General features: G+C 44.7%; 18 protein-coding genes and 2 pseudogenes. 7 read left to right on the top strand and 13 right to left on the bottom strand.

Annotation, left to right across the window (positions count from 1 at the left end; genetic code table 11):
- A pseudogene (locus QUA78_RS09590) lies at nt 1-192 on the bottom strand (hypothetical protein); the annotation flags it as partial.
- Nucleotides 193-308: 116 nt separating this feature from the next.
- On the opposite strand from QUA78_RS09590, the pseudogene QUA78_RS09585 reads away from it, so the two are divergent.
- From QUA78_RS09585 to QUA78_RS09570, 4 genes and pseudogenes are all read left to right on the top strand, one after another.
- A pseudogene (locus tag QUA78_RS09585) lies at nt 309-1,757 on the top strand (response regulator); the annotation flags it as partial.
- Complete coding sequence (locus tag QUA78_RS09580; protein WP_333304874.1) at nt 1,750-3,186, top strand: response regulator; 1,437 nt, start codon at nt 1,750-1,752, stop codon at nt 3,184-3,186. The pseudogene QUA78_RS09585 and the gene QUA78_RS09580, both read left to right, overlap by 8 nt.
- A gap of 127 nt (nt 3,187-3,313) precedes the next feature.
- Nucleotides 3,314-3,709: a response regulator gene (locus tag QUA78_RS09575; protein ID WP_333196301.1), complete on the top strand. Its 396-nt coding sequence runs from the start codon at nt 3,314-3,316 to the stop codon at nt 3,707-3,709.
- Complete coding sequence (locus QUA78_RS09570) at nt 3,706-6,312, top strand: PAS domain S-box protein (protein ID WP_333304872.1); 2,607 nt, start codon at nt 3,706-3,708, stop codon at nt 6,310-6,312. The genes QUA78_RS09575 and QUA78_RS09570 overlap by 4 nt, the downstream gene beginning before the upstream one ends.
- 103 nt (nt 6,313-6,415) lie before the next feature.
- Here the strand turns inward: QUA78_RS09570 and QUA78_RS09565 are convergent, their stop codons facing one another.
- The 7 genes from QUA78_RS09565 to QUA78_RS09535 form a co-directional block, all read right to left on the bottom strand.
- Entirely contained in the window at nt 6,416-7,504 is a 1,089-nt protein-coding gene (locus QUA78_RS09565) for a response regulator (RefSeq protein ID WP_333304870.1), read from the bottom strand.
- A gap of 304 nt (nt 7,505-7,808) precedes the next feature.
- Nucleotides 7,809-9,308 carry an ATP-binding protein gene (locus tag QUA78_RS09560; RefSeq protein ID WP_333304868.1) on the bottom strand — a complete coding sequence of 500 codons (1,500 nt, stop codon included), beginning with the start codon at nt 9,306-9,308 and terminating at the stop codon, nt 7,809-7,811.
- Nucleotides 9,309-9,399: 91 nt separating this feature from the next.
- A complete protein-coding gene (locus tag QUA78_RS09555) occupies nt 9,400-9,603 on the bottom strand; it encodes a hypothetical protein (RefSeq protein WP_333304866.1) in 204 nt (67 codons plus the stop codon).
- A gap of 393 nt (nt 9,604-9,996) precedes the next feature.
- A complete protein-coding gene (locus QUA78_RS09550; RefSeq protein WP_333304864.1) occupies nt 9,997-10,443 on the bottom strand; it encodes a response regulator in 447 nt (148 codons plus the stop codon).
- A 47-nt stretch (nt 10,444-10,490) separates the two neighbouring features.
- A complete protein-coding gene (locus QUA78_RS09545) occupies nt 10,491-13,286 on the bottom strand; it encodes a PAS domain S-box protein (RefSeq protein WP_333304862.1) in 2,796 nt (931 codons plus the stop codon).
- A 441-nt stretch (nt 13,287-13,727) separates the two neighbouring features.
- Nucleotides 13,728-15,743 (bottom strand): transketolase, encoded by a 2,016-nt coding sequence (gene tkt / locus QUA78_RS09540; protein ID WP_333398740.1) that lies wholly within the window; start codon nt 15,741-15,743, stop codon nt 13,728-13,730.
- Nucleotides 15,744-15,903: 160 nt separating this feature from the next.
- Complete coding sequence (locus QUA78_RS09535; RefSeq protein WP_333398739.1) at nt 15,904-16,185, bottom strand: hypothetical protein; 282 nt, start codon at nt 16,183-16,185, stop codon at nt 15,904-15,906.
- Between the two features lie 38 nt (nt 16,186-16,223).
- On the opposite strand from QUA78_RS09535, the gene lysS reads away from it, so the two are divergent.
- A complete protein-coding gene (lysS, locus tag QUA78_RS09530) occupies nt 16,224-17,777 on the top strand; it encodes a lysine--tRNA ligase (protein ID WP_333398737.1) in 1,554 nt (517 codons plus the stop codon).
- Between the two features lie 134 nt (nt 17,778-17,911).
- On the opposite strand, the gene QUA78_RS09525 is transcribed toward lysS, so the two are convergent.
- The 5 genes from QUA78_RS09525 to QUA78_RS09505 all read right to left on the bottom strand — a co-directional run bounded on the left by QUA78_RS09525 (nt 17,912) and on the right by QUA78_RS09505 (nt 22,645).
- Nucleotides 17,912-18,511 carry a TerD family protein gene (locus QUA78_RS09525; protein WP_333299958.1) on the bottom strand — a complete coding sequence of 200 codons (600 nt, stop codon included), beginning with the start codon at nt 18,509-18,511 and terminating at the stop codon, nt 17,912-17,914.
- A gap of 81 nt (nt 18,512-18,592) precedes the next feature.
- Nucleotides 18,593-20,047 (bottom strand): TerD family protein, encoded by a 1,455-nt coding sequence (locus QUA78_RS09520; RefSeq protein WP_333299957.1) that lies wholly within the window; start codon nt 20,045-20,047, stop codon nt 18,593-18,595.
- A 102-nt stretch (nt 20,048-20,149) separates the two neighbouring features.
- Nucleotides 20,150-20,719 carry a TerD family protein gene (locus tag QUA78_RS09515; protein WP_333299956.1) on the bottom strand — a complete coding sequence of 190 codons (570 nt, stop codon included), beginning with the start codon at nt 20,717-20,719 and terminating at the stop codon, nt 20,150-20,152.
- Between the two features lie 54 nt (nt 20,720-20,773).
- Nucleotides 20,774-21,307, bottom strand: coding sequence for a peptide deformylase (gene def / locus QUA78_RS09510; protein WP_333299955.1), 534 nt, complete (start codon nt 21,305-21,307; stop codon nt 20,774-20,776).
- A 96-nt stretch (nt 21,308-21,403) separates the two neighbouring features.
- On the bottom strand, nt 21,404-22,645 hold the full coding sequence (locus tag QUA78_RS09505) for an HhoA/HhoB/HtrA family serine endopeptidase (RefSeq protein ID WP_333299954.1): 1,242 nt from the start codon (nt 22,643-22,645) through the stop codon (nt 21,404-21,406).
- A gap of 186 nt (nt 22,646-22,831) precedes the next feature.
- Here QUA78_RS09505 and dnaA point away from each other — a divergent pair, with 186 nt between their 5' ends.
- Complete coding sequence (dnaA, locus tag QUA78_RS09500) at nt 22,832-24,205, top strand: chromosomal replication initiator protein DnaA (RefSeq protein ID WP_333299953.1); 1,374 nt, start codon at nt 22,832-22,834, stop codon at nt 24,203-24,205.
- 463 nt (nt 24,206-24,668) lie between these two features.
- Nucleotides 24,669-25,808, top strand: coding sequence for a DNA polymerase III subunit beta (dnaN, locus tag QUA78_RS09495; RefSeq protein ID WP_333299951.1), 1,140 nt, complete (start codon nt 24,669-24,671; stop codon nt 25,806-25,808).
- The last annotated feature ends 45 nt before the right edge of the window (nt 25,809-25,853 follow it).

The following is a 25,853-nucleotide window of genomic DNA, read 5'->3' as shown; positions in this document are numbered from 1 at the left end:
CGGCTTTTGTACCGGTAGTTGAGCAGATAAAAAAAAGCCTATATGTGGTGTCACATGAGTCAAAACTTGGTCTCTAACTGCGATTTCAATATCTTCTAATGTCTGGAAGGTATCAGGATTAGAATCATCATAGAGTAGGGCAGAAATAGCATCTAAATGTGTTTTAATTGCTTGTTGTTGTTCAGGTGTCATGATTATATATCAAGTGGGAAGAGATGATAATTATCGCCTATTATACTGATGATCGATAAAAAAGTCATTCTGGGTTCACGAGTATTTATACTCATCGCAAAAGTGACACGCTCCCAACTCTATCCCCAGAACATCAAGAAAATATTAGCATAATTAGGAGCAGCGGAGAACACCTGCTCACCCTGATTAATAACGTGCTGGATTTATCTAAAATTGAATCGGGGCGCACCACCCTCAATCCCCATAAAATCGACCTCTATCGTCTGCTCAATGACTTAGAAGATATGTTTCAACTCAAAGCAGATGACAAGCACTTGCAGTTGGTTTTTGACCGCAGTCCCAATGTGCCACAATACATAGAAACTGACGAGTTAAAGTTGTGGCAAATCTTAATTAATCTGCTCAATAACTCTCTTAAGTTTACTGATGAGGGCGGTGTAGCGGTCAGAGTTAGCAAGCAGTCATTAGGCAAAAATCAGCAGGCAGAAAGGGGGAAATTCGATCTGTCGGCAGCATCAAAAAATACAGAAACTCCAGCAAGTAATGGTTCTAAAATATCTCAAGTCAGTCAGTCGAACAACCAGATTATTGCAACCGCAAATGACGATTTAGCTTCTAACTCTTCCTTCTTACTTCATTTTGAAATCGAGGATATTGGTTCCGGTATTGCTACCAATAAATTAGACGATCTTTTTGAACCTTTCGTGCAAACCAAGACAGGCAAAAATTCGCAAGAAGGTACAGGCTTGGGATTGCCAATTAGCCGCAATTTTGTGGAATTAATGGGCGGCGAAATGAGTGTCTGTTCTGCTGTTGGAAAGGGAACTAATTTTAAGTTTGACATTCAAGTTATTGCGGTCGATGCGGCCGATATTGAAAGCCGAAAACCGACCCGCAATGTTATTGCTTTGGAACCCAACCAACACACCTATCGAATTTTGATAGTAGACGATAAACCGCTAAACCGCCAACTGTTAATTAAAATTTTTTATCCTCTGGGTTTTGAACTGAAAGAAGCTACTAACGGTCAAGAAGCTATTGAGATTTGGGACAGTTGGGAACCGCATTTAATTTGGATGGACATGAGAATGCCCGTGATGGACGGCTACGAAGCGACGCAATACATTAAAACCACTATTAAAGGTCAAGCTACTGCCATCGTTGCACTGACTGCGAGCGTTTTGGAGGAAGAACGGGCAGTTATTTTATCGGCGGGCTGCGATGCTTTTATGCGGAAACCTTTCCGGGAAGCTGATATTTTTGATGCTATGCACAAACATATCGGAGTGCGCTATCTTTATGAAGATCCGGGTCAAACTAATTTATTGGCTATCAAAGAGGGCGATCGCGCAATGACTGCGGCTGATTTCGTGAAATTGCCTGACTCGCTGGTAGCTGATTTAAAGCTGGCGATACTGAATGCAGATATGGATTTAATTGATAGATCGATCGAGCAAATTCGATTAAAGGATGCTGTAACGGCTGGTGCGATCGCGAATTGTATAGAAAATTTCGAGTACGACAAAGTTTTAAAGTTAATCTCTCAAAGAAAATCAAATGAATAACGACCTTCTCAGCACCGATCGGGGTAATATTTTAGTAGTTGACGACACCCCAGCTAATTTGCGCCTCCTAGCCGGAATTTTGAATGGCAAGGGCTATAAAGTCCGCCCCGTACCTAGCGGCGAGTTAGCGCTTTCGGCGGCAAAAGGTATGCCTCCCGATTTGATTTTGCTGGATATTATGATGCCCGAAATGAATGGGTACGAAGTTTGCGAAAAAATCAAAGCTGATGAACGCACTCGCGACATTCCGGTGATTTTTATTAGCGCGATTAATGACGTACTAGATAAAGTCAAAGCCTTTGCTGTGGGCGGGATAGATTATATTACCAAGCCCTTTCACGTGGAAGAGGTTCTAGTTAGGGTAGAAACCCATTTAGCAATCTGCCAGTTGCAAAAAAAGCTCCAACAGAAAAACGATGAACTGACTGTCACTTTAGACCAACTGCAAGCTACTCAAAGTCAATTAGTGCAATCGGAAAAAATGGCCGCATTAGGGCAATTAATTGCGGGCATTGCTCACGAAATTAATACGCCACTGGGGGCGATTCGATCGTCTATTGGAAATATTACCAGCTTTTTGGATAACAATCTCGAAAGTTTGCCAGTTTTTTTCAAAGAACTGTCAACCGAACGCCAGCAGGATTTCGTGAGTTTGATGTACAGTTCCAGCCAACAAACTTACTCTTTATCTACGCGAGAAAAACGGGGATTGAAAAAAGATGTGAAGCAGCAATTAGAGTCGGAAGGGATTGACAATGCTGACAGCATTGCTAGCATTTTAGTCAATATCGGATTGCAGGGAAATTTGCAACAATTCTTGCCGTTGCTCAAAGACCCTGACAGCGAAAATATTATAAAAACAGCCTATGACTTTGCTAGCATTCACAGAAGCGCCCGAACCATCGCTACCGCTACTGAACGCGCTGCAAAAGTCGTCTTTGCCCTGAAAAATTATGCGCGTTACGATGTAAATGGGGAAAAAATACAGGTGAATATTACCGAGGGAATTGAAACTGTATTAACTCTTTATCAGAACCAGATCAAGCAGGGTGTAGAAGTCGTCAGAAACTATCAAGCTCAATTGCCTGCGGTACTGTGTTATCCCGACGAACTCAATCAAGTTTGGACGAATTTACTTCACAATGCCTTACAAGCGATGGACAATCAAGGAACTTTAACACTTGACGTGGTAGAGCAAGATACCAATATCCTGGTAAAAATTACTGACAGCGGTAAGGGGATTCAACCGGAGATTTTTATGAAAATTTTTGATCCGTTTTTTACGACCAAACCTGCGGGAGAAGGCAGCGGGTTGGGATTGGATATTGTCAAAAAAATAATTGAAAAACATCAGGGTAGAGTTGATGTGGAGTCGGTGCCCGGTAAAACAGCATTTACAGTCTCTTTGCCGATTAATTTAACGGAGTAGGTAAAGCGCCGCAGACTGAAGTCTGGGGCTAAAAATTTGCAGTCTAACCGCGCGGGATGTAGAATTTGGAAAACGGTGTGCTTACCCATCGGGGTTGACTCTGCCACACTAAAGAAGGAAACTAGCGATGTCTAAACCAGCAATTTTGTGCGTTGACGATGAAGTAGGGGTATTGGAAAGTCTGGAAATTGAACTGCAACAGGCATTTAACGGTAAATATATTTGCGAATTTGCTGAAAGTGCTGCCGAAGCCCTAGAGATTATTGAAGAGCTATGTGAAGCTGATGTTAACATTCTAGTGATTGTCTCTGATTGGTTGATGCCCGGGATGAAAGGAGATGAACTGCTGATTATAATTCATCAAAAATATCCGCAAATTGTGAAAGTGATGCTGACGGGACAAGCAGACAAAGAAGCAATCGAACGAACAAAAATTCAAGCAAATCTTCATGCTTTTATACAAAAACCTTGGGAAAATCAAGAATTAATTGAAGCGATTAATTCTGGTCTAGCAAATTTATGAAAAAACCCGTTATTATTTGTGTTGATGATGAGCAGACTATACTCGATAGTCTGGAAATAGACCTGCTAAAAGCCTTTGAAGATAAATATTTAATTGAAACGGCCCAAAGTGGCGAAGAAGCTTTAGAGTTGCTGTCAGAACTTTTAGCAGAACAGTATGAAGTTCCTTTGGTTATTTCGGATCATATCATGCCTAATATGAAAGGAGACGAACTATTAAGGAGCGTTCATGCTATCTCGCCAAACTGTCTCAAGATTATGCTGACGGGGCAGGCAGATTTGGAGGCGGTAGCCAATGCTATTAACTATGCTAAATTGTACCGATACATACCTAAACCTTGGCAATGTGATGACTTAAAATTAACTGTTACTGAGGCAATATACAGATACTTTCAAGATAAACAATTAGCTGAAAAACAAAGAGAACTTCAGGAAATGAATCAGGAGTTGGTAAAATTAAACCGCAAGCAGGCAATGCTGATTGCCAAACTCCATGAAAACGAAAGTCGCTTGACTCAATATTTAGAAGCTATCCCCTTGGGCGTGTGTGTACTTGATGCAAACGGGCAATCTTTCTACGCTAATCAGAAGGCGCGGGATGTATTTGGCAAAGGCACTGTGCCGCATATTAATTCAGAGCAAAAAGCAGCAATTTATCAATTCTATAAAGCCGGAACTAATCAGAGATGCCCCGTGGAAGACTTGCCAATTATGCGGGCACTTCGGGGCGAAAATGTGCGGACTGAGAGTGTAGAAATTCGTACAGCTAATAAGATTATTCCTGTAGAGAGTTGGGCGACTCCAATTTATGATTCTACAGGCGACATTTCCTATGCGATTATTGCTTTTAGTGACATAACTGAACGCAAGGAAGCTGAAGCGGCGCTAATTCAAGCTGAAGAGAAGTATCGCGGGATATTTGAAAATGCTCTAGAAGGTATTTTTCAGACGACGCCGGACGGATATTTTATCAGTGCGAATCCTGCTCTGGCGGAAATTTACGGCTACGATTCTGCGTCAGAATTGATAGAAAGTATTAATGATATTCAGCAGCAATTGTACGTGGAACCCAACCGCCGTCAAGAGTTTCTGGCGCTGATGAAACAGCACGGTACTCTGTGTGAGTTTGAGTCTCAGGTTTACTGTCGAGATGGCAGCATTATCTGGATTTCTGAGTATACGCGCACAGTTTATGATGCTAACGGTGAAGTGCTTTACTATCAGGGTTTTGCTAAGGATATTAGTTTGCAAAGACAGGTGGAAGTGGAAAGACTCAGGTTTACTAATGATTTAGAAAAAGCTTTGGCAGCCGAAGAAAAGTTAAATGAGGCACTGTCAGAAAACGAAAGCCGATTGACTCAATTCCTGGAAGCGATGCCAGTGGGAATATTTGTTGTCGATGGTAACGGTAAACCTTTTTACATGAATTCTTGGGGCGAAAGGATACTAGCCCAAGGTTTAATTTTTGATGGGGGTACTGACCAATTTCCTGAAGCTTATCATTTTTACGACGCTGGAACTAATCAACTGTATCCGAGGAATAGCCAACCGATTGTTCGGGCGTTGCGGGGAGAATTTGTGCGTATGGACGATCTAGAAATTCATGGGTCGGATCGGATTGTGCCGATCGAGGTTTGGGCGACTCCAATCTACGACGAACGGAAAAACATAGTTTACGCGATCGCAGCTTTTCAAGACATCACAGAACGTCAAGAGGTAGAAACCGAGCGCCGCCAATTCACAGACGAGTTGGAAAAAGCTTTAGCAGCGGAAGAAAAATTAACAGATGCTTACGGGCGGTTTGTGCCGCACGAATTTCTCCACTTTCTGGGATATGAAAGTATTCTGGAAGTAAAATTAGGCGATCAAGTACAGAAAGAAATGTCGGTGCTGTTTTCAGATATTCGCAATTTCACTTCGCTTTCTGAGACAATGAATCCCGAAGAAAATTTTCAATTTATTAATGCTTATTTGTCGCGGATGGAACCTGCAATTACTGACAATTTTGGTTTTATTGATAAATACATTGGCGACGCGATTATGGCGCTGTTTGATGGCAGTGCTGACGATGCTGTGAAAGCTGGAATTGCTATGTTAGAACAGCTTAACGAGTATAATATTAGTCGCAATCGACCCGATCGCCCGCCGCTGCAAATTGGCATTGGAATCAATACGGGTTCTTTGATGTTAGGCACGGTTGGCGGCCAAAGCCGGATGGACAGCACGGTGATTAGCGATGCGGTAAACTTAGCCTCCCGCGTGGAATCTTTGACTAAAGAGTATGGAGTTTCAATGTTAATTACTCACAATACTTTTATACAGTTGAACGATATTTATGATTTTAGGTTGATCGATCGCGTCAAAGTTAAAGGCAAATCGCGAATGGTAACAGTTTATGAAGTATTTTCGGCCGATCCGGCAGAGTTACGACTGAAAAAGTTAGAGACAAAGACTATCTTTGAGCAAGCTTTGGTACTCTACAATAGTGACAGGTGTGTCGAAGCTAAAAGATTGTTTTCGGCGTGCTTGGACATCAACCCTAAGGATAAGGTAGCTCAAATCTATATGCAGCGGTGTCTGAAAGGGGCGATCGCTCGTGCATAATACCATTTTAGATTTAGATTGTATAATTGGGAATGACTTATTCCATAAGGATTTGGACTTTGCCTACAGTTGTCTTCTTTTTTGAAACTGGTCTAATCATTGTTTAGACAGGCAGAAAAACGCAAACTATTGTTTCTTGCTGCGGCAAACTTTCTATTTTAAATCCTCCTCCGTGCAATTCTGCAAGGCGTTGAACGATAGCCAAACCCAATCCTAAACCTGCTTGTTGGTAAAGTTTGCGATCGAACTGTCTGTAAGCTTCTAGGTGTGCAATCTGATCGGCAGTCATGCCGCGGCCTTGGTCTTTTACAGATAGAACAAAAGTCTGGTTTTCCACCAAAGTGCTTAAGAAAACAGGCGTTCCTTCTAAAGAAAATTTGAAGGCATTGTCCAATAGTTCCTCAACAATTTTTGTGAGTCTGATAGAATCCATAGCCACCGACGAATCTTGCAAATTTAATTGTAAATCGTCTGTTCTATTCGCGTGTTTCGCTTGCTGCCGCGCTTTTTGAGTCAGCAAAGATTTTACGCAGCTAAATTCGCTATTGCGCATCTCCTTTAGCAGTTCGGGATTTGTGGCTGCTATCTCCAGTTCTGCATACAGCAAAAAGTTCTGAATCAGCCTGTACAAGCGATGGCCGGAAGTTTGGATTTGACCGATCATCTCTAAGATATCTGATTCCTCTAAGACATGATATTCTGACAAAATTAGCTCGGAAAAACCCATAATTGCATTCAAAGGAGTCCGCAATTCGTGGGGGAGCGACATACTAATGTTGGTGCGCAATTCGTCTAGCGTTTTTTGAGATTGCCTGCTAACTGTTTTCTGTTTTTCAAGTCTAATAGCAATTGCTTTGAGCAGTTCTTGCGGCGTACAAGGCTTAGTAATGTAATCGTCTGCTCCCAATTCCATGCCCGTGCGAACGTCACTTTTATCGGCTTTTGCTGTGAGAAAAATAAACGGAATTGTGGCAGTCAGAGGTTCGGATCGCAAAGCTTTGAGGACGCCGTGACCGTCAACTTCCGGCATCATCATGTCGCACAATATTAAATCTGGGATTTGTTCGATCGCCAGTTTGATGCCGACGTTGCCGTTAATCGCTCCAATTCCTTCAAAATTCTCGGCTTCGAGCAACTCTAAAATATTTTCTCTAATCGATTCTTCGTCTTCAATTACCAAAATTTTTGCCACGGTTATTGCTCCTTTTAGTTAGTAGTTTGTTGAAATAACCTGCGTTCAGACAGTTGACAAATTTGTTTATTTATGAACTTAATTGATCCTTAAGCTGCGGATGTTTTTAGTTGATATAGCAACCGCCAAGACGCTTAGGACGTTCTTAATGACCCTTTCCCCATGCGGTCTATTGCTTTTTTCTTATTTCATAGATAACTAAAGCCTTCTTCTTCCTTCTTGGTGACCTCGGTTAGATCCGTTACATCCGAAGAAAGCAAATCTGTTGCTGAACTTCCTTCTGCCTTCTGCTATAATTCAGTTGTTATATGCTAGCGCAAATTAAAGGCAAGGTAATAGTGAAAGTTGTGCCTTTTCCTTCTTGAGTATAGATCGCGAGTTTGCCACCGTGAAGCTCCACAGCCCTTTTCACAATTGCTAAACCAAGACCTGTTCCCGAAATAGTACCGACATTGGTAGCTCGGTAAAAAGTTTCTAATATCCGCTCTAAATCGGCTTGAGGAATCCCGATCCCCCGGTCTTGAACTTGAAAAACAGCTTCTTTGTTTTGACACTTGAGGTGCAAGCAAACTGTACTGGCGACGGGAGAATATTTGAGGGCATTGGAGAGGACATTTCCCAATATTTGCTGCAGGAGTTTTTCATCCATTTGAGCGTCGCAGTTGCCACCTTCATGTTGAAAGGTGATCGGGTGTTGATTGCTGTCGTTGAGCTGCTGCTCTTCTACCAGTTGACGGCAAAATTTTTCGAGGTTTAAGGAAACCGGTTGAAACTGCAAGGTATTTGCTTCTATTTTGCCAATTACGAGGATATCTTCTAATAACTCTGTCATGCGTTTAATGGCTAATTGAATCCGCACAAAATGAGTAGCTTTTTTATCTTCTGACCACTGAAAACTGTAATCTTGCAGCAATCCAGCCGAAAATTGGATGGTTGTCAAGGGGGTGCGGAACTCGTGGGAAACCATTGTGACAAATTTAGCTCGCAGTTCTGAAAGTTCCTTTTCTCGTGCGAGTGCTTTGAGAATTTCGGCTTCTGCTCGTTTGCGATCGCTAATGTCACGGGCTTCAGCAATCAGCAGCAAAACTTGTCCAGTCTCATTTTTAACAGGTTTCAGTGAGAAATCAACTGTCACAACTTGGCCACTTTTGGCTAACAAGTCGATTTCGCTGCGGAAAAACTCGCCGCGACTTGCTTTGCCGATCGCGGATTGTAATTGTTCGGAAACCTGTAGCGACTGAGCCCAAATCGCTATTTCCCAAATCGGGCGGCCCACAATATCCTCCGATCGCAATCCGGCAAAATCGAGGGCTGTCTCGTTCACTTCCAGCACGATTCCTTCGGGAGTCAGCAGCTTTGTTAGCTGAAACGAAGAGTCAAAAATCGCCCGAAAACGCCGCTCGCTTTCTCGCAGCATTTGAAATGTTTGAGATCGTTCGATCGCGTAGCGGATGGTTCGCACTAATAATTGAGTAGTAATTTGACCTTTAACAATGTAATCTTGAGCTCCCAAGCGAACTGATTCAAGTGCGATCGCCTCATCGTCCCAGCCTGTCATTACCACCATTGCCGTATCCGGGGCAACTTCTCGCAGGCGAGTTAGGGTTTCCAAACCGCGGCTGTCCGGCAAAGAAAGATCGAGCAAAACTACATCAAAGGGTTGTTTACACAGTTGTGCGATCGCCTCATGCAGGAACTCAACAGACACCAGTTCCCACTGGACACCCACAGATACTTCTAACAGTTCTGCAAGCAAATCAGCATCAGCAGGATTGTCTTCTACTAACAGAATCTTAATCCACATAGCTTATACGTTTTTGACTGTAAAATTTTCTCTCTACCCATCTCAGGTTAAACTTTTTTGCTTTCCCTTGCCATTTTTAACTTGAAAATTATTATTTGGGAACTGTCACCACCACCGGCCACCAATCCTCAATCCATTTTACCAGCTTAGCGACTTGACTAAAATCGACAGGCTTAGGAATGCAGCACCGGGCTAACAGGGCATAAGACTTGAGAATCTCTTCATCCGCTGCTGAGGTTGTCATAATTACCACCGGAATCATTTTTAACTTGGGTGCTGAGTTAATTTCTGCCAACAATTCTCAACAACTTTTTTTAGGCAAATTCAAGTCAAGCACAATTAAATCAGGAGGAGCTACGTTCACATACAAATCTTATTGCTTCAAAAAATTTATTGCTCACACCTCATTTTCCATTATTGTGCAACTTGTTAAAAAATTTGCTTGGCGTCAGACTTTCTCAAGCCAAGTCATACTCTTTGAGATTTGAGATTTGAGACTTCGGCGTGAGTCCTCAGTCGAAGGATTTTAGATTGGGAAATGAGTGATGACTATCGGGCTTTGGATCGCGGGCTTACAGTGGCATTTTTTTGAAAACTGGTATCAGCATCGCTGGGCGGATATTCTACCAGCAGAATGTCAAGACGTTTAAAAAATTTTATATCGCCGATCGGCAAAGTATCTGTTCGTTTAATTTAAAGGAAGTTGGACGACTGCCAGCCAGAATTCCTCAATTAACCTGATAACTTTAGTAAATTGTACGAAATCTACTGGCTTGGTAATATAACAGTTGGCGTGCAGCGAGTAGGACTTGATAATGTCCTCTTGGGCGGCTGAAGTGCTGAGAATCACTACTGGAATTAGTTTTAAACTTTGGTCTGTCTTAATTTCTGTTAGCACTTCTACGCCACTTTTTTTGGGCAAATTCAAATCAAGCAAAATTAAGTCGGGACGGGGTACGCTGAGATAGGGTTCTTTTCTGCGCAAAAACTTCATTGCTTCGACTCCATCTTCGACAAAATGCAAGTTATTCAATATTTTACCCTGGCCGAGAGCTTCTATTGCCAAATCGGCATCGCTGGGAGAATCCTCAATCAGCAGAATCTCTATGGGTCTAACACTGCTTCGATGGCTCATAACCGGGGTATCCTTATTGATTATAAAAAAAATTGAATTTTGAGTCTTCAGGTACTAATTATAGGAATAGTGAAGTAAAAAGTCGCTCCTTTTCCCTCCTGAGATTCCACCCAGATGCGCCCGCCGTGGCGTTCAACAATTCGCTTGCACATCGCCAAACCTATGCCTGTACCGGAATATTCGCGGCGGGAGTGCAGGCGCCCAAAAATGATAAAAATGCGATCGGCATACTCCGGATCGATGCCAATGCCGTTATCGCGGACGCTGAACACCCATTCGCTCTCTTGCCTGCAGGCAGCGATATGAATCAACGGGATATCTTGGCGGCAAAATTTGATGCTGTTGGCGATCAAATTTTGGAATAATTGCACCAGTTGAAATTCATCCGCCATCACGGTTGGCATCGCGTCCCAAGTGATGACCGCTTTCTTTTCCGCGATCGCAATTTGCAAATTAGACAAACTTTGCTTCACAGCAGCGTTGCAGTCCGCCTCCTCAAACTCCTGACCACTCGTTCCCAGGCGCGAATACGCCAACAAATCGTTAATTAACTGTTGCATTCTGCTGGCGCCATCGACAATATAATTAATATATTTATTTGCGCGATCGTCCAAATTTCCTTGATAGCGCTGGGCCAGCAATTGAGTGTAACTGGTAACGGCTCGGAGCGGTTCTTGCAAATCGTGGGAAGCCACATAAGCAAATTGTTCTAATTCCTCGTTGGAACGCTTCAAATCTTCTGTAAGTTGCAGCATTTGCTGCTCGGCTTCTTTGCGGCTTGTAATGTTGTAAACCAAGGCGCAACAAGACAGCAGATTACCCTGGGAGTCCATGACTGGACTGGTAGACATATCAGTCCAAATATCTTTGCCGTCCTTGTTTTTGAATTTAAATTCGTGTTGTTCACCAATACCTTGCTTGCGCCGCTCGACATTATCAATAGCTTGTGGTTTTTCCTGTTCGTCCATGAAATCAAAAAGCGACCGCCCGAACATTTCTAATTCAGTATAGCCGAGCATTCGCGCCATTGCGTGGTTCACGTAAGTAGTGAGGGAATTGCTGTCAATTACCCAAATACCTTCTTCTGCTAATTCAACTATTTGTCTGTACTTAAATTCGCTTTCCTGCAACGCTCTTTCCGTTAGTTTGCGCTCGGTGATATCTTTCATAAAACAGTGGTTGCCGTTAAATATCCCTTGTTCGTCGCAAGCTTTTACCATTGTTACTTGCTTGTAAAAAAACGAGCCATTTTTCCGCACACCTCTAGTTTCAACTTCTACTTTGCCAGAAATTACCATTTCCTGATAAGCTGAGAGCATCATCTCAACATCGCCCGGATGTACGGTGAGCTGCCATCTCATGCCGAGCATTTCTTCTGGTTCGTAACCGCATCTATGAGCGTAAGCTCGGTTAACATTCACGTAGCGTCCCTCAATATCTAGCCGTGAAATGCCTTCCACCGTATTTTGCATGGCATTGGTGAGGTCGCGCAGCTCTTTTTCAGCTTGTTTGCGATCGCTAATATCCTGACCGATACCCAAAAAACCAGTGATATTTCCTTCAGGATCAAATAAGGCAGTCATCGACAATTGCACCGGAAACCGCGAACCGTCTTTGCGAATGTAACTCCATTCATTTTCGTCAGCTATTCCCCGGCGCGGCAAAGCAACAAAAACTTCTATTCCCGGCTCTATTTTTACTCCCAATTCTTGAGAAAGAATTTCAGCTCTTTTACCGATCTCCACAGGATCGTGAATTATTGCTGGCGTGACTTTTCCCACCACTTCTTCGGGGGAATAGCCTAAAAGTTTCTGTGCTGCGCGATTAAATGTTTTAATTGTACCGTCGGGATCTGTAGAAATAATTGTGTAGTGAGCGCTGTTAAGAATTGCATTTTGCAGTTGCGTCAATTCCAACAAAGTTATCGCAATTCTTTGTCGGTAGGCTATTTCTTCTGGCAATGAGTGGTGAGAAATTTCGATTTGAGCAATGCGCTCAGCAACTCGATGTTCCAGAGTTTCATGGAGCAGTCGATTTTCTGCTTCTACCTGCTTGCGTTCTGTAATATCAGTAATAGTACCAACATAACTTTTAACCTCCCCATTTTCTCCGATTATACCGACAGCTTGACCGAATACCCAACTGATTTTAGCGTGATTAATGCCTTGAAAGCGGTACTCGCATTTAAACGGCAATTTCTCCTGCGCGGCGCTATACCATTCAGCAAAAACCCGCTGGCGGTCCTCTGGATGAACGGCTTGCAACCACCCTTTGCCCAAAGCTTTATCGCAGGCTATTCCCGAAATTTGAGACCAGCGCTCGTTGACATACAAGCAGTCTCCTAAAGCGTCTGCATAAAATATTCCTACCGGCGAAGCTTCAGTTAAAGTTTGATAGCGAGCTTCTGTTTTTCGGCGTTCAATGATTTCTTTTTGCAGTATTCGAGCGAGCATCTCTAATTGAGTTGGAGTGACGAGAGTTAATGCTTGGGGAACTAAAGGAATTAATGAAAAAGCTGTGTAAGCAGAAATCGCGGCGGTAATAATTTTCAGACAGCCAGAAACCCAATAAACAGGATGCCAAAGCGTCCAAATTTCCATTAGATGAGTAGTGCCACAGGAGATAATAAAGGCTGCGAACAGCCAAAAGATGTTGCGAAAGGGCAAGTCTTTTCCCTGAGTGATAATATAAATTAGCGATAGCGGTATTGAATAGTAAGCCAGGGCAATTATAGAGTCTGACACTACGTGGAGCGCGACTAACTCTCGCTGCCAAAGGTAACAGTGGCCGTGAGGAATATAATTTCCGGTGAATAACAGGTGATTTAAAAAATTCCAAATCATAAATGGAATGGGAATGGGGAATGGGTAATCGAGAATTGGTAATTGGTAATTGGTAAGCTGGAATTGGTAATTGGTAATTTAACCCAATGACTTATAACCTATCTCCAATCTTTGAAACATACAGTCTTGGACGCACGGGGGACTAAAAACCCGGTTTCTGGGTAGATGCCTCGTTACCAAACCGAATATTGTCTTATAAACTGGTTTTTATTTCCTAATTCTTAATATAGCAATTATCAATGATTCGCGAGCTGTAACGATCTCTAGGTTGGGTAGAACGAAGTGAAACCCAATATTCCGATTTTAGATTTGAGATTTTCCTTCCTTCTTCCTTCTTCCTTCTTTTTACCCGCTCAGCTTCGCCGCTATAGCCTTACTTCCTCTTTCTATAAAAAATGGGGCGAGCCAGAAGCCCGCCCCACCAAAATTATGCTGGTGCTATTAACCCAACAGCGCCTGAGCCTTAGCTACCACATTCTCAACGGTGTAGCCAAACTTTTCTAAAGCAACAGGGCCCGGTGCAGAAGCGCCGAATCGGTCGATGCTTATGCTGTCGCCTTCGGAGCCCAAATAACGTCCCCAGCCGAAGCTAGCAGCCGCTTCAACTGCCAAGCGTTTAGTAACAGCTTTTGGCAGTACAGATTCGCGGTAAGCGGCATCTTGTAAGTCGAACAATTCCCAGCAAGGCATCGAAACTACCCGCACTTTATTGCCTGCGGCGCGCAATTTTTCAGCGGCATCAACGCAGAGGTATGTTTCGCCGCCGGTGCCGATTAAAATGATGTCGGGAGTGCCGCCGTCGTCGGACAAAATGTAAGCGCCTTTGGCCGTTCCTTCGATCGAGCTTCCAGCCAAATTGGGCAAGTTTTGGCGCGACAGAGCCATTAATGTTGGGCGGGTGCGGCTTTCAACTGCCACTTTGTAAGCGCCGGATGTTTCGTTACCGTCTGCTGGGCGCATTACCAACAAATCGGGAATTACGCGCAGAGAAGCTAAAGTTTCAACTGGTTGGTGAGTCGGGCCGTCTTCGCCCAAAGCTACGGAGTCGTGAGTCATTACATAAATAACTCCAGCTTCCGAGAGTGCCGAGAGGCGAATTGCTCCCCGCATATAGTCAGCAAATACCAAGAACGTTGCGCAGTAAGGAATTAAAGCGCCGTGCAGTACCATACCGTTGGCGATCGCACCCATGCCGTGTTCCCGCACACCAAAGCGCAGGTTACGTCCTTCGTATTGACCTTTTTGGAAGTCTTTTTCACCCTTGAGCAAAGTCATGTTAGAAGATGCCAAGTCAGCGGAACCGCCGATCAATTCAGGTAAGACACCTGCCAAAGCATTCAAACATTTTCCAGAATGATTCCGAGTCGAATCTGCCTTATCTTCCGGCTTGTATGTCGGCAAAACTTGATCCCAACCTTCAGGAAGTTTGCCAGCAACCGTGCGCTCGTATTCTGCTGCTTCTGCTGGATATGCTGCTTTATAAGCATCAAAAGCTTTCTGCCATTCTTGCTCAGATTGAGCGCCACGTTCGACTGCTTTGCGGAAGTGTGACAAAGCATCATCAGGAATCTCAAACGGTGCGTGTTCCCACTTCAAGAAATCGCGAGTTGCTTTCACTTCATCGCCACCCAAAGCAGCACCGTGAGCGCTGTAAGAATTCCGCTTGTTGGGAGAACCGTAACCAATGATGGTGCGGACTTTAATCATGGACGGTTTGTCCGTGACTTTTTTGGCTTCTTCAATAGCTTTGTGAACTGCTTCTAGGTTAGTATCTTCGTCTAGAGCGGTATTGTCTACTGTAATAACGTGCCAATTGTAAGCTTCAAAACGCTTGCCGACATCTTCAGTAAAGGCCAAGCTTGTGTCGCCTTCAATAGAAATGTGATTGTCATCGTACAAGGCAATTAATTTGCCGAGTCCGAGGTGTCCGGCCAAAGAACAAGCTTCGCCAGAAACACCTTCCATGTGGCAGCCGTCACCCATGATGACATAGGTGTAGTGGTCAACAATTGTGTGGTCTGGCTTGTTATACTTAGCAGCGAGGTGAGCTTCTGCCATTGCCAAACCTACGGCATTAGCAATTCCTTGTCCCAGGGGGCCGGTGGTAACTTCTACGCCTTCGGTCATGAAGTTTTCGGGGTGTCCGGGGGTTCTGGATTCCCACTGGCGAAATTGCTTGATGTCGTCGAGGGTGACGCTATCGTAGCCGGTCAAGTACAGGAGGGCGTACTGCAGCATACAGCCGTGGCCGGCGGAGAGGACGAAACGATCGCGATTAAACCACTTGGGGTTTTTGGGGTTGAACCGCATGAACCGATCCCACAGCACGAAGGCCATAGGGGCAGCGCCCATCGGCAGTCCCGGGTGTCCTGATTTTGCTTTTTCTACCGCATCGATGGCCAAAAAGCGGATAGAGTTGATGCAGAGTTCTTCGAGTGATTGGGTTGCAACAGCCATAATTCTGGTTTTTATATGTTAAGAGAGAGTGTGTGTGGTCGATTCTGACAGAGGTGCGATGAGCCGAGTTCGATCGCTCGCGTTTCTGCTGTTCAGTTTCTGTGGAACTGCCGTGAGGCTGCACTACATATCATCTCACCTGTTGCGATCGACAGACAACTTAATTTTTTAATGTTTCGACCGCTTTGTGCAGTCGATCGTAAATTGTTATCGGAGATATTTCTGGGGCGAGTGCGGCTCTGTGCGATCGGACTACGAGAGGGTGTAATTTATTATTTGGCAAATTGGCTCTCAAAGCCGCCCAGTTATGATAGAGTTTGGTGTTTCTGACATCTTGCAGCTTTGTCACGAACAGGCAAGATGCCTGTGAAGCGAAGAGTGAATTGTCTTGTGGGGCGTTGCTCCGACGCCGCCCGATCGCACGATCGCCAGAATAGTGCAAGATGTCAGATATTTGTAATTTTAATCAGGCAATAACTAATGACTCTCAGTGAAGCCGAAGTCCGCAGTCAAAAAGTAGACGAACTGCGATCGCAAGGCATAGAACCGTATCCCAGTGAATCCTACGCGCGATCGCACACAGCCAAGCAAGTTCGCGAAATATTTAGTCAGCCGGGAAAAGAACTCCAAAACGGAGAAACTGACCCCGAAGAAATTTCCCTCCGATTAGCCGGCCGCATCACTTCCAAGCGAGACAGCGGCAAAATTGGTTTCATCGATTTAAAAGACGCCACAGACAAAATTCAACTCAAAATCGAGAAAGCAATCGTCACCGGCGAAGTCGGTTTGAGCTTTGAACAAATTAAAAAATTGCTCGATGTCGGCGATTTTGTCGGCGTCGAAGGTATCGGCTGCCGCACCCCCAGGGGAGAACTTTCTATTTTAGTGAGGGAATTCAAGCTTTTATCAAAAGCTACCATTCAATTTCCCGATGCTTATTATGGAATTAACGACCCCGAAGTTTGCCGCCGTCACCGCGAAATGGATTTGGCAAGCAACCAAGATGCGCTCAACCGTTTTATGCTGCGCAGCCGCATCGTCCAAAGCATCCGTTCCTATCTCTGGCAAGCCGATTTTTACGAAATAGAAACGCCGACACTGCAAGCTATTTACGGCGGTGCTGCCGCTAAGCCATTCATCACTCACCACAATGCTTTGGAAGTGGATTTGTATTTGCGAGTCGCTCCAGAACTGTTCTTAAAGAGAGCAATTTGCGGCGGTTTCGAGCGAGTTTTTGAACTAGGAAAAGCCTTTAGAAATGAGGGAATTGACAGCACCCACAATCCAGAGTTTACCTCTTTAGAAGTTTACCAAGCTTATGCTGATGTTTTCGACATTTTAGGAGTTGTAGAAGATGTGATTTGTTTCGCGGCGGCGGCTGTATTTGGGGATGTCAAGGAAATTGAAAATCAGGGAGAAACTATTAGTTTAGAACGCAAGTTCGACTACAGCGAAAAATATCCCGGTTTCAGTGGCAAACACTGGCAAGTGAAAACGATGGTAGAAGCTGTCAGAGACGAGTTTGGGCTGGATTTTGACAGTTTGGACTTGGAAAGTGCGATCGCCTCTGCAACCAAGCTAGAATTGCACCTGTCTAAGTTAGAACAACAGAGTTTAGGCTACGTGCTGTATGCGGTTTTTGACAAATTAGTTGTTCCCAAACTAATTCAACCTACATTCATCATCGACTATCCCGTCGAAGTCAGTCCTTTAGCAAAAGGACATCGCAGCAAGCCGGGATTTGTAGAACGTTTCGAGCTCTTTATCAACGGTACAGAATACTCGAACGGCTTCTCAGAATTGAACGATCCGAAAGAGCAAAGAAAGCGGTTTGAGGAACAGTTGGCGCAGAAAAATGCCGGCGATGACGAAGCGCATCCAATGGATGAAGATTTTATTCAAGCGCTATCTTTGGGAATGCCTAATTGTGCGGGAATGGGCATCGGTGTAGACAGATTGGTGATGCTTTTAACTAATACTCAAAGCATCCGCGATGCGGTGATGTTCCCGACAATGCGGCCAGTCAAAGATTGATTGGAGTAGCTTTTTTGCAGATGTCTAATAAGTACATGGGGTTTTTTTAACCGCAGATATCAGCGGATTAACACAGATAAACGCAGATGAAATTCCATCTGCGTTTATCTGCGGTTAAAAAAACATTTTTAAGATCACCGCATAAACGAACCGACAACACCATTCAAATCTTCAGCCAAAGGATTTCCCAAAGCCTTAAACTTCCACTCGCCGCCTTCTCGATAGACTTCTCCCATCAACATATTTAATTTTCCTTCATAAGACGGGTCATTTGACAAGCGATAGCGAGCTATTTCTTTGCCTGCGGCATCTACAGCTCTTACAAAAGCATTTTCTACCAGGCCAAAATGCTGTTTTCTCTCTTTCCCATCGTAAATATTAACTCCCAAAATTATTCTGTGATATTGTGCTGGCAAAGAACTCAGTTTCACCAATATTTGTTCGTCGTCTCCGTCTCCCGCCCCGGTGAGATTGTCGCCTGAGTGAACAACTGTTTTGTCCTTTGACTCCAAATGAGAGTAATAAATTACATCTTCTTTGTAGTTCTTTAATTTGCCATTTTCACCCAGCAGCAGAGCGTAGGAATCTAAGTCAAAATTGGCACCGCTGCTGCGGCCGAAAAGACCTTTTTTAGCTTGTGCAACATCCCAGCCCAAAGCCATTGTCAGTCTGGACAAGTCGTATTCGCTTTTGCTGAGAACGATCGATTGTCCTTTTGTCAAGTTGATAGCCATAGTTTTGTGATTTTGTAAGGTGTATAGTGAAGTTCAATGATTGCCCTAAGCTAGCATTTTGTTTGCCTGCAAAAGCTGTTTCTAGGGTAAGAGATTTTTGATTCGCGCTGATTTTACCCAATGCGGATATTCTGCTGTCAACAGATCGTATAATTCCTCATCGGCAATATGTTCCGGGTCTTCTAAACTGAAGAAATCTGCGTTGTCTAGGTAGCGATCACCCATTTCGTCAAGCTGTTCTAAAAAGCTAAAATCGCTCGCTACGGCTCTTGCTAACCACCCGCGAGTTCCCTTACTTTTGACATCTTTCTGCGACTTGCCGATCGCCATAAACTGCCAAAATATCGGCTCGTGGGACGACCATTGTAGCTGCTTCTTGCTTTCCGATTCGTCCGCAGTTTCTCCATCAGTTACAAACATCACGTAGACAGGTCGATCGGCTTTAATAGCTGCGTAGCGCCTGCTACCGCGACCGTCAGGAAAATAGAACTTTCTAATTTCCTTCATCACTTTACCGTAGTAAGTACCTCCTTCTAAAGGATACTGTTGCAGTATATGGTGAATGAAGTTTGAGAAATTGTCGATCGACATTTCACCGGGATTGTGGGGGTTGACTCCAAACAGAAATATGTCGATCGCTGCGTTGTCATCAAACCGACATCCCAAAGCCAAAATCTTCTCTGCCAAACGCTGAATTTTTCCTGAACGGTATAGGGAAGACATGGAAGCAGAAATATCGAGGCAAAGCGCTACTTGAGCATTGTGATTTGTTAGATTTGCTTTCTTGAGCGAGATATCGGCTTTCTTCACGAGATTGAAAATGTGTGGCGCTTTCTCCTCAAGCTTTTTGTCTAATGCTATAGCTTTCTGACTTTTGTGGCTATCTTCAATAACTGGTAATTTAGGCAGTTCTACTGTACGTTTTGGTGGCTTTTCTTGCGGTTGAATCTCTGAATGATACTTTTCAACAAAACTCTGCAACCCTGCTTTATATCCTTGTCCTACAGCCTGAAATCTCCAAGCTGCATCTTTTTTATACAACCGTCCAAACTCGACTGCTGTTTCTTCAGAAAAACCTTCTGTTAAATCATACCGGGCTAGTTCGCTGTCGGTTTCGCGATCGTACAATCGGATAAAAGCATTTCTGATTTGGCTGAAATTTTGATGTTTAGCTTGTGCGTCGTGAATCGTGACCACAAAAACCATTTCCTCAACAGCAGCCGTTACCTTTTCTAAGTCTACATAAATTGTTTCGTCATCTCCTTGAGTTTGACCTGTTTGATTATCCCCCGAATGGGCGATCGCTCCGTCCGGCGACTGCGAGTTATTGTAAAATACAAAGTATCTTTCATCGGGAATTTTACCGTCTAAACCTAATGCAAAAACAGAGGCATCGATATCGCAGCTTTGCTGGTTTGAGTCCGATAAACTTAGTTCAGTTGCTATTTCCCATCCCAGCGCGAGCGCAACTTTTGTTAAACTTGGAGATGTTTTAGAAAGATTAAATCTTTCGCCCTTCTTTAATTGAATTCCCATCTGGTTTGTCACCTCATGAGTCGGATTGCTTAAAATCGAGGGAAATATTCCTGCTTCCGAATTTCCCCTCGATTTATTTAGCTAGGAGCGATCGACCTTTTATCAGGCATACTTATCTACAAAGCTTTGCAAGCCGGAATTGTAGCCTTGTCCTACAGCTTGGAACCTCCACTCACCGTCTTTCTTGTAAAGTCTGCCAAACTCTACCGCTGTCTCCCTAGAAAAATCCTCGTCCAAATCGTACTTCGTTACCTCTGTGTTAGTAGTAGTGTCGTAAATCCTGATAAAAGCATTCCGCACTTGACCGAAGTTTTGCCTTCTCGATTCTGCTTCGTGGATAGTTACCACAAACACAATTTCTTCCACCGCCGGATCAACTTTGGTTAAATCGACTGTAACGGTTTCATCATCGCCAAATCCTTCTCCGGTTCTGCTATCTCCCAGATGTATTACAGCAGTGTCCGGCGACTCCTTGTTGTTGTAGAAAACAAAGTATTTTTCGCCAGGAATTTTGCCAGTAGCCCCCAACATAAACACGGAAGCATCTAAATCAAATGCCCCTCCGGTGTCTGTAGGATTGGTATCCCATCCCAAACCAATCCCGGCATTTTTCAACCCGGGTGCTTCTTTAGATAGATTAATTCTCCCGCCTTTTTCCAAATTGATAGACATTCGCCCTCCTATTCACAACATCACTGGCGTTATCGATCGCAATTATATCAATTATTAGAGGAGCTTGACAAATTGCTGCTGGTACTCGTCTTCTGTCATCAGTTCGTGGGTATTTTCCACCCTGTCTAAAAACACGATTCCATCTAAATGGTCGTGTTCGTGTTGAAAAATTCTGGCCACAAAGTCTGTCAATTCTTGTCGGTGGAATTTGCCGTCTCTACTGGTGTATTCTATCTCGATCGCCCTACTTCTCGGCACCAATCCCCGAATCCCCGGAATGCTCAAACAGCCTTCCCAGTCTTTGACTGTCTCTGTTGATGCAGCCACAATCCGGGGATTAATCATCGCTGTGGGTTCCATGTTGGGTGCTTGGGGATACCGCAGGTTGGGGCGGGATGCGAGGATGAACAGGCGATCGGACTGAGCCGCTTGAGGGGCGGCAATCCCCACTCCGTTTGCCTGCTGTACTGTACTGATTAAGCTGTCAATCAACTGCTGAATGCGATCGTCCTGAATATTCTCAACAACTTGCGACGGGCGGCGCAGTACGGGATTTCCTAATTGAGAAATTTGCAAAATTTCTGCCATATTAATTAGTCATTGGTAATTGGTAATTGGTAATTGGTAACAACTGTCAACCGTCAACTGTCAACTGTCAACCGTCAACCGTCAACCCTCAACAGATTATCCAACTTTTTGAACCGGTAAACTCCCGGGTTTAACAGTCAATTTAACTATTTGCCCGTTGCGGTTGATTTCCATTTGCAACAGACCGCCAACCTTAGCATTTTGCACAAAATCCTGAACAGCTTCCGACTGAATAATCGGCTGATTATTAATTTTTTGAATCACATCTCCAGCGCGCAAACCGGCTGCTGCTGCCGGAGAATTAGGAACAACGCTAACAATAGCCACACCCCGATCGACTGCAACTCGCAGGCTGCTGTTAGCATTGCTGTTAATTTGCTGCTTAACCTCTGGAGTCAGCGTCGCCATTTCAATTCCCAAATAAGCGTGTTCGACTTTCCCCGTCGAAATCAGTTCCTTCGCCACCTGTTGGGCCGCCTGAATGGGAATCGCAAACCCCAATCCTTGAGCACCTTGAATAATCGCCGTATTCATGCCAATAACTTGGCCCGAAGCATTCAGCAGCGGGCCGCCGGAATTCCCCGGATTAATTGCAGCGTCTGTTTGAATAAAACCGATCCGCTTGTCGGGTACGCCCACATCAGAGCTCGATCGCCCCGTAGCGCTAATAATCCCCGCAGTTACGGAATTGTCCAAACCCAAAGGATTGCCGATCGCGATCGCCCATTCCCCAGACAACAGCTTATCCGAATTGCCGATCGCCGCCACAGGCAGAGCGTTCGCCTCAATCTTCACCACAGCCACATCCGTTACCTTATCCGCCCCCAACACCCGCCCCTGAAAGCTGCGGCCGTCCTTGAGAGTTACATTTACCGTATCGGCTCCCTCTACAACGTGAGCGTTAGTGAGAATCACGCCGTCGGCACCGATGACAAAACCCGAACCAGTGCCCCGTTCGATCCCGCCCCGGCCGCCCGAATTCGGTTCTATGCCAAAAAAATCTTCCGGCGACAGCCCTCTATTTGCCGGTTTCACCCGGCGCGAAGCATCGATCCGAACCACTGCCGGGCCAACTTTTGCCACCGCAGCCACAATAAAATTCACATTACCTGCATCGCCCGACAAGGAAGCCGGCGGCAAGACTTTGCTAGCTCGATCCTTTGTATTGGGAGGCAGTTGCAATTTCGGTTCCAGGGATCTTTGTCCAGAATCGCCAGAATTTGCACGAAATTGAGAAACCGTCAGACGATCGCCCAACATGGCGGCCCCGGCTCCCGTTACCAGCAGCAATATGTAAATTGCTGGTTGCTTCCAAAATTTGCCAGTAGAACTCTTCATGGCCACGTTTTTAGGCTTTCCTGCCAAATCTAAATATTTGCTGAACAGCTCCCCGATACCTGGTTTGGGCTGCAGAGCCGCAAAAATTTTGGCGATCGGCAGACTCCCTTAAACTTTAGCATCTGAGGACTAAACTCTCTAGACTGTAGAATTAATATCTTGAATGCCGATCGGCAGAGGTGAGCAGTGGACATTCCCCTCGAAAGTCTGTGGAATCAGATACTTGAACGTCTCCAGGTACAACTGAGCAGACCTAGCTTTGAGACATGGATCAAAACTGCCAGGGCCGAACAACTCGAAAATAACTGTTTGATCGTCAGCGCCCCCAACCCCTTTGCTCGCAATTGGTTGCAAAAATATTACGTCAAAACCATTGCCGATGCAGTCTACGAAATTCTCGGCTATCCCGTAGAAATTTACTTGACAATTGCCGGGGGAAACGAAACAGGCGGTAGCAGTGACTCCGCCATGATTTGGCCGTCCCCCATCGCCGCCGATGTCCCGGAAAGCCACTCGCTTCACCCCCCCAAACCCGCCAATTTAAACCCCAAATACCTATTTTCCCGCTTTGTCGTCGGTTCTAACAACCGCATGGCTCACGCGGCTTCCCTCGCGGTAGCCGAGTCTCCGGGCCGGGAATTCAATCCCCTATTTTTGTGCGGTGGCGTCGGTTTGGGCAAAACTCATTTGATGCAGGCGATCGGTCATTATCGCTTGGAAATTGACCCCAACGCCAAGATTTTTTATGTTTCTACTGAGAAATTTACTAACGATTTAATCGCCGCAATTCGCAAAGACAGTATGCAAAGTTTCCGCGACCATTATCGGGCAGCAGATGTTTTATTAATAGATGACATCCAATTTCTTGAAGGCAAAGAATACACTCAAGAAGAATTTTTCCACACTTTTAATACTTTGCACGAATCCGGAAACCAAGTAGTTTTAGCTTCTGACCGTCCGCCGCAGCAAATCCCCCGCCTGCAAGAGCGTTTGTGTTCCAGATTTTCGATGGGATTAATTGCCGACATTCAATTGCCAGACTTGGAAACTCGGATGGCCATTTTGCAAAAAAAAGCAGAGTATGAAAATATGCGACTGCCGCGAGATGTCATTGAATACATTGCTTCTAGTTACACTTCCAACGTTCGGGAATTAGAAGGTGCTTTGATTCGGGCGGTAGCATATCTTTCAATTACCGGTTTGCCGATGACCGTGGAGAATATCACCCCGGTTTTGAACCCGCAAACTGAAAGCGTAGAGGCGACTCCCGATGCAGTAATTGCAGTTGTGGCCGAGGCGTTTGATGTTTCTGTTGAAGATTTGAAAGGCATTTCCCGGAGGCGAGAAATTAGTCTCGCCCGTCAAATAGGGATGTATTTAATTCGGCAGCATACTGGTTTGAGTTTGCCAAAAGTTGGCGAAGTGTTCGGCGGAAAAGACCACACGACTGTGCTTTACAGTTGCGACAAAATTGCTCAGTTGCGGAACACCGATCCGAATTTGGCTCAAACTTTGCGTCAGTTGAGCGATCGAATTAATGTTGTCAGCCGCAAAACTTGAGAAGAAGTCATTAGTCAGTTGTCAGTTGTCAGTTGTCAGTTGTCATCACTCAACGCCGTCAACAGTCAACAGTCAACAGTCAACAGTCAACAATTCCCATTCCCAATTCCCAATGCCCCATAATAGACAATCTTGCCTGTGGAAAAACCTGTGGAAAAGTTGCCCTTCGTTTGTGGAAAACTTTACTCGATCGCCCGAAACAGTTTTTGCACAAAAATGGGCGATCGACCGCACCAGCTTTTCCACAAGTTTTCCACAGGTATTTATTACCTATAAGTGACGCCCAGCAAGCAGTTAGCTTTTTTTTCCACAGTTTCCACAGGGCGATTCCACAAAAATACTTCAATAAATTAAAAAAAACTCTGGTGTTCCACGCGCACCCTACAGAGAGAAAAACCGACCAGCCAGCTTTCTGTGATACGATTTGTTTCTGTTTCAAATCCGGTTAATTAACCTTCCACCCATGAAATTGGTTTGCACCCAAAGTGACCTCAACGCCAACCTCTCGTTGGTAAGTCGGGCCGTTCCCTCCCGCCCGACACATCCGGTACTAGCCAACGTGCTCTTAGTAGCGGATGAGGAAAATCAGCGGGTTAGCTTGACAGCTTTCGATCTCAGTTTGGGCATTCGTACCAGCTTCGCAGCAGAAGTGACTGGCGGCGGCAGTTTTACCATACCCGCTAAATTGCTCAACGATATTGTTTCGAGACTCCCAGATGGAGAGATTACTTTAGAAGACGAAGCGGGGGACACCGTAGCATATCTCACTTGCAGTTCTGGCAGCTACCAAGTCAGAGGCATGGGCCCGGAAGAATTCCCAGAATTGCCCGCAATCGAAGCCGGAACAATCCTCAAATTGCCACCCGAAGCGTTGATAGAAGGACTCAAAGGAACTTTATTTGCTACTAGCCCCGACGAGGCAAAACAGGTACTTGCAGGCGTGCATTTAAAGGTATTGCAAGATTGTCTGGAATTTGCAGCTACAGACGGCCACAGATTGGCAGTAGTTCAAACTCCAAATGAAAAAGCTGAAGGCGAAGAAACCGAAGAAGAATTTGAGGTGACAGTCCCCGCTAAAGCATTGCGGGAAGTAGAAAGAATGCTGGTAATGCGGCAGTGGACTGAACCTGTTACCCTGCATTTTGAACACGGTCAAGTAGTGTTTGAATGGGCAGACCAGCGGCTGACAACTCGTACCTTGGAAGGGCAATATCCCGCATACAGGCAGTTGATTCCGCCCTCCTTTGAGCGGCAAATTACCTTAGAAAGGCGATCGTTCTTAGCCGCAGTAGAAAGAATTGCCGTGTTTGCAGACCAAAAAAATAATATTCTCAAATGCAGCATCGACGAGGAGAATCAGGAAATTACTTTGTCTGTAGATGCTAAAGATGTCGGCTGCGGCAAAGAGTCAATGCCCGCACAGATTTCGGGAGACAGCATAGATATTGCTTTCAACGTAAAATACCTAATTGACATTTTGAAAACGGCTCAATCTCCCGAAATTCAACTGCAATTAAACGGTGCTCTTGCTCCTGTAATTTTTCAGCCTTTGGGCGGAGTCAATGCTACATTCTTGGTGATGCCAGTTCAGCTAAGAGCTTAAAAAGAGTCAGTAGTCATTAGTCATTAGTCCTTAGTAATTGGTAAG

This window comes from Microcoleus sp. K4-B3 (genome assembly GCF_036704615.1).
Taxonomy (GTDB): domain Bacteria; phylum Cyanobacteriota; class Cyanobacteriia; order Cyanobacteriales; family Microcoleaceae; genus Microcoleus.
Note: the sequence above shows the minus strand (reverse complement) of the source record. Positions and strands in the feature narration are given on the sequence as shown.